Here is a 5,494-nt window from a genome sequence, read left to right as displayed (position 1 = left end):
CCCTACATAAGACAAACAACAACCAGAAAAACTACATACCTAAGACGGGGTCCCGCTTTTCGTTCTGCTTACCTTAAAATTATTTTTCTACTGCACGCTTCAATTTTTCTTCACAAGGGGGTGACCTTATTTTTCCCAGTAGGAGACACAGTTTTAAATACTGTTCTTGTGCCCGATTTCTAGAACGCTCCTCTTTAAATATTTGAATATCGCCTTCCAGCAGGGCTTTCTTCACACAGTTTATTGAAAGTTCATTAATATTTATACCGGTAATTCCGTTTCCCACATCGTCTACGATATGTGCATCGCTGCAAGCAATCATGGGCAATCCCAATTTAAACGCCAATTCTTTCGCTTTCTTATTGTGCCGTGAAAGCATTCTAGAATTAAAGACTTCTAATGCATCAAATTTGAGCTTCTCAACCAAGGCTTCACCGACACCTTCACGACTGTAAGGATGGGGAGCAATCAGCACTGCACATCTTTCTCTCATTTTTTCAACAGCTTCACCCGCGGTCATGGCCTTACCAATTATGTTGACTTCTTCTAATACTCCCAGAGCTAGAATGTCTCCCTCTTTAGTTTTAATTTCTAAACTGGGGATTACTAAAAAATCCTTTTTCATTTCTCTAGCAACTTTAGCTGCCATCAAACCTCCTCGGGTTGTATTATGGTCTGAAACCGCTATTCCATCCAGCCCAACTCTAATTGCTGCTTCTACCATTTCTCTAGGGGTGTTCAAGCAATCAACTCCCCATCTGTCATGCTTGGAACAACATGTGTGAACGTGAAGATCAAATTTCTTCATTGATGCTCCAACCCATTAAAACGGTTTTAAAGAGTGGTTAATTTTTTAGCGATTATTTTAGCTAGTTATTTTATTTCGATTTTTTATAGTCCTCCAAATTTTTTCATAATAAAGTTTGATGTTGTCACCGCCATAATAATCGGTGGAGTGGACTTTAGGTTTCAGAATTTATATTATTCTAAAATGGAAAAGTTTCCTCAACTTTTAGAAAATCAGCTGGAATGAAATATTTTTAGCTAGGTTTTATACACTAGGCACTTATAATGTAATGAAATGTGGAGTACTTCTGTTCATGCAGGGGGTCCAAAGATATGTTCACAACTTCATGAAGGGTGCTGAGATACTCCTTAGGATGCCCCATGTTGACACCCAAGCATTGAGGATTGACGTAAATGTAGTATCTGTGTCCTCGGTGGTAGAAAGTCGCTTCTCCCTGCGGCTTCGGCGAGTTCTCTTCTCCATAGACGGCGAAGGGCCAGAGTTTACAAGCCAGAGGCTTCATCCCTAATGGTTGAAGAGCACATAGCCCAGAGTAGGTTTGAAACATGCATCGATTTTCAATTTTTCTAATATGAGGGTTCCCCAAGCTATCTATTTCAATAACCTCGGATCCGAAGGTTTGGAGAAATTGGACGTACTCAAAAGGGCTGAGAACTGCATTGAATCGCCAACAACAAACACCACATCCTAAACAGCGCCAAGATTTTATTTCACTCCATGGAATATATTGAGAAAAGGACTGAATTTGTGGTTGCAACAGCAATTCAGAAATTCCTCCTTAACCAGTTTTGTAAATCTCTTTTTGGAGTAAAAATCTTAGCTGATGCGGGTTCAAATTACCAATCAGGTGAACTTTTTCTCAATGTTTTTCATCCAATAGTAGGGGGATCTCCAAATTTTACTTTAGAGGGATGCCCTTTTATAAATATTATTAGTAGGCTTGAAGGTGGATTTTAATATTTTTGCAGAAGAATATGTTTTTACCTATTTGGCAAAATGTGAAGAAGGGTTTTTATGGCTTATTTACCGATTCTGGAACATATAATAAAAGCTAAGCAAACTATCTCATTCTACACACACCCTAGGCGAAAACATAATTACTGTATTGAGCCCAGCTTTAATAGGAAACAATCTGTGAGTGTGTTCTTGAATATTTTTCGAGTCCAATTCAATGATTGCTCTGCTTCAAAACAGTTTGAAACCTTTTTTATAAATTTCAATTGTTCTCACTATGATGGTTATGGTGGTTATTGCCACGATAACGAGTAGAGTGTAGAGCAGTAGGGTGGAGGTTACTATGCTTAGAAGTGAGCCAACCATTACCACAAAAAGTCTCACATCTCTGTTAGCTAGGTACTGGGCAACTTTCCCTTCAAAAAAATTTTCGCTAATATTTTTTGCCATAATACGAGTGTAGCTAACCAAGAAGGAACCTATTATGGCAAATAATCCTAACAGAATAGCATACTGCTCCCCTACTTGTTTGAACACAAAGAGGGTCATACCTCCAAATATCGCCACATCGGCGTATCTATCAAGTATGGAATCCAAGAACCCTCCAAAGGGAGTTATTCTACCAGTAAGCTTGGCTAAATCTCCATCCACACCATCGATTATCGAGGATAACTGTGCCAGAATCCCTCCCAGCCAAGCAAATTCTAGGGTGAAGAGCAAGCCGGAAGCTAAAGCCACTAGGGTGCCTACCACTGTTACCATGTTTGGCGTTATTTTTGGATGCTTAGCGAGAAGTGCTGCCAAGGGTTGGGAAAACTTTCTGTTAATGTGTTGGGAAATTATGCCATCCCACTTTTCCCGCACTTGCATCACCAAGAATCCGCTTTGCATGATTGAAATCATCTAGTGTGTCGATATCCAGCCAGAAACTTCCTGAAACATCCAGACCTCTGATGGGAAAACCATAATCCGTTACTAGAAATTTTATGGCATCTGTTAAGCTTACCTTGTACCTTTCTTTTCTCAGAGTTTTTATGGCATCAAAAATTACTGGTTCACATAGGAATATCCCGACATCAGCACCGTTCCACGACTGCAAATTCTTCCCTATGTCTAAAATGTAATTTTTCTTGTCCATTAGAACTTTTGTAGCCTCATCAGGATTTAGTAAATAGTGCATTTCGGAATCCACACAAAGTGAAAATTCATTTTCACAAATGATCTTTCCCAGAATATTACTATCGAACAGGTGGTCAGACATGAGTAATAGGAAAGGTTTAGAGCCCACTTTCCTTTTTGCACTCAGCATAGAGATACCGTTTCCCATGTAATAGTTGGGGTTATTGACATACTTTATTCTAAGGCCGTAGACCCTGCCGTCACCCACAAAAAATCTAACAGTTTTGGCCATATACCCTACAACCACTATTACCTCAGATATTCCCCACTCTTTAACCGATAGCAGAATATGTGAAATAAGCGGCTTACCGGCAAAAGGTATAAGAGTTTTGTGCATATTAGCAGTAGTGGGCATCAACCTTTTGCCAGGCCCAGCCGCTATTATAACAGCTTTACAGATTGCCATCCTTCACTCCTCAAAATTTTAAAAGAATGATTATTAACCCAATAAGAAACATCTGAAGCCGGATGTGTGAATTAGTTTTTTCTTCTGCCCAAAATAAACTCTTCAACTAGTTCTCTGGCTACACTGTCTGGAAACTGTTGGGGTGGATGTTTGAAAGCGTAAGAGGAAATGCTTATCAGGGGTCCACTGATGTTTCTGTCCAACGCCAATTTAACCGCTCTCACCACGTCTATCACCATTCCCGCACTGTTGGGTGAATCCTCCACGGATAGCTTCAAGTCGATGCTCACTTGTTGGTTTCCGAATTTGCGTCCTTTCATAAAAATGTAGCAGATTTTATTATCCCCTAGGAAGGGAACATGGTCGCTGGGACCAATTCTAACAGGAATCTTATATGGAACGAGCGATGTGACTGCCTCTGTCTTGCTAATTCTCTTAGTTTTTAGCCTCTCTTCCACGGTCATATTTTCGAAGTCCGTGTTTCCCCCGATGTTCAGCTGGTAGGTTTCATCAATTTTCACTCCCCGATCTATCAGAAGTTGTGTAAGAGCTCTGTGAATTATCGTTGCTCCCACCTGGCTTTTAATGTCGTCACCAGCTACCGGTAAACCAGCTTCCTCAAACCTACTAGCCCACATAGGATCAGAGGCGATAAACTCGGGAATACAATTCGCAAAGGCAACTCCGGCTTCAAGGGCGCACTGGGCGTAATACCTGGTTGCCTGAGCACTACCCACTGGTAAGAAGTTGACTAGGATATCGGTTTTCGTTTCCTTAAGAGCACCGATAACGTCCACTGGGTTTGTATTATCGGAGTAGCAGTAGAAAGATTCGCGCATATGGGGTGCAACCCCGTCCAGTATTGGTCCTGGCAAAACCTCTGCGTTTAAATGAGGAACTTGAGAAAATCTAGCACAACAGTTTGGTGGAGCTAGTATAGCTTCTGATAGGGCTCTGTTTATTTTATGTCTGTTCACCTCGAATCCAACGGAGAATTCTATATCGCTTATGTGGTATCCTCCAAAGTTTACGTGCATTAATCCAGGGATTTCATTATCGTCATCTGCATTCTGATAAAGTTGAACACCCTGAACCAATGCTGAGGCACAGTTTCCAATACCTATTAACCCAACTCATATTCTTCAACTTTTCACCACCCCGATTTTTGATGAAAATTTTTAATCAGTATAAATTTTTTTACCAATATAAATTTTTCTATCGATTAAAAATAGATAACTTTAAAAATAGGGGAATATCACAATAAAAAGAGGAATTATTGTTAGAGGAGTCATAATGGCTAACGCAAAAATTTTTTTAACTGAAAAACCTGAAGAAATCGAACTAATCGCCGACCACTTCAAAAAACGGATACTGGAACTACTCTTAAAAGAACCTATGACCCTCACCCAGATTTCGAAACACATGAATATAAACAAGTCAAACACACTATATCATCTCAAGCAGTTAAAAAATGCGGGTCTAATTTCGGTGAAAAAAACCGAAGTAGAAAAGCATGGCATAGTTCAAAAGTTTTACCAATCAAACTACTTACTATTTATACCAAACTACAACAAAGCCACACCCCTAATAAAAGAACAGATTAAAAGAGACACACAAAACATTCTAATAGGATTTTTTGTGGCTTTAAGCACATCAAAAAAGGTAGAGAGCAGGGAGTTGGAAGAGGCTTACCAAAACAGAGAAAAACTTGCGGAGGAACTAGCGGAAGAGATTTATAATGTAAGCGAAAACTTATCAGAAGAAGAATCAAATGATTCAAATAAGGAAATACTGCCTTTTAAAATTTACCAGAAGAGTTTCAATGAACTCGCCAAAAACAGTAAGGAACTTAAGAAACTTTCAATTGAAAATGAACACTAAGAAATATAAAACAAACCGTTTTTAACTATTAATTTGAAACATAACTTCCCAAAATTTTTTATAATTTTTTCATGTTTCTTATGCCTTGTTGCACAATTTTTGTTTTTTATTTCTTTTATATATTCTGGTGATTTTTCGCTAATTTAACGTTGTTAAGCTGAAATTTTTAAGAAAAACAGAAGAAAAACTGGAAAAAATAAAATTATGCAACAGCATTGATTTCTATCTTTGGTTGGTCTAAGGCTGTGTGAAACGGTTTTTAAGCG

7 protein-coding genes are annotated in these 5,494 nt (G+C 38.8%); 2 read left to right on the top strand and 5 right to left on the bottom strand.

Translation table 11 applies throughout. The features are described 5' to 3' along the window. Positions 1-79: 79 nt before the first annotated feature. Entirely contained in the window at positions 80-808 is a 729-nt protein-coding gene (locus tag ACUVXA_RS15495) for a PHP-associated domain-containing protein (protein WP_445872187.1), read from the bottom strand. Between the two features lie 250 nt (positions 809-1,058). Next, complete coding sequence (locus ACUVXA_RS15490) at positions 1,059-1,571, bottom strand: YkgJ family cysteine cluster protein (protein ID WP_445872186.1); 513 nt, start codon at positions 1,569-1,571, stop codon at positions 1,059-1,061. On the opposite strand from ACUVXA_RS15490, the gene ACUVXA_RS15485 reads away from it, so the two are divergent. Beyond that, positions 1,556-1,765, top strand: coding sequence for a hypothetical protein (locus ACUVXA_RS15485; RefSeq protein ID WP_445872185.1), 210 nt, complete (start codon positions 1,556-1,558; stop codon positions 1,763-1,765). The genes ACUVXA_RS15490 and ACUVXA_RS15485 overlap by 16 nt on opposite strands. A 228-nt stretch (positions 1,766-1,993) precedes the next feature. Here the strand turns inward: ACUVXA_RS15485 and ACUVXA_RS15480 are convergent, their stop codons facing one another. The 3 genes from ACUVXA_RS15480 to ACUVXA_RS15470 all read right to left on the bottom strand — a co-directional run bounded on the left by ACUVXA_RS15480 (position 1,994) and on the right by ACUVXA_RS15470 (position 4,444). Further along, entirely contained in the window at positions 1,994-2,626 is a 633-nt protein-coding gene (locus ACUVXA_RS15480; protein WP_445872184.1) for a CDP-alcohol phosphatidyltransferase family protein, read from the bottom strand. Beyond that, a complete protein-coding gene (locus ACUVXA_RS15475; protein ID WP_445872183.1) occupies positions 2,586-3,347 on the bottom strand; it encodes a phosphocholine cytidylyltransferase family protein in 762 nt (253 codons plus the stop codon). The genes ACUVXA_RS15480 and ACUVXA_RS15475 overlap by 41 nt, the downstream gene beginning before the upstream one ends. Positions 3,348-3,418: 71 nt before the next feature. Further along, the gene (locus ACUVXA_RS15470; protein ID WP_445872182.1) at positions 3,419-4,444 is read right to left on the bottom strand and encodes an inositol-3-phosphate synthase; all 1,026 of its coding nucleotides are present in this window, start codon (positions 4,442-4,444) and stop codon (positions 3,419-3,421) included. Between the two features lie 196 nt (positions 4,445-4,640). Between ACUVXA_RS15470 and ACUVXA_RS15465 the strand changes: the two genes are divergently transcribed. Beyond that, positions 4,641-5,228, top strand: coding sequence for a winged helix-turn-helix domain-containing protein (locus tag ACUVXA_RS15465; protein WP_445872181.1), 588 nt, complete (start codon positions 4,641-4,643; stop codon positions 5,226-5,228). Positions 5,229-5,494: the final 266 nt, after the last annotated feature.

Source organism: Candidatus Jordarchaeum sp. (assembly GCF_052745115.1).
The sequence above is the reverse complement of the archived record's forward strand: the minus strand, read 5'-3'. Positions and strand labels throughout refer to the sequence as shown.

Coding starts and splice junctions, on each gene's coding strand:
- ACUVXA_RS15465 (WP_445872181.1), top strand. CDS start 4,641: ATGGCTAACGCAAAAATTTTTTTAACTGAAAAACCTGAAGAAATCGAA.
- ACUVXA_RS15475 (WP_445872183.1), bottom strand. CDS start 3,347: ATGGCAATCTGTAAAGCTGTTATAATAGCGGCTGGGCCTGGCAAAAGG.
- ACUVXA_RS15495 (WP_445872187.1), bottom strand. CDS start 808: ATGAAGAAATTTGATCTTCACGTTCACACATGTTGTTCCAAGCATGAC.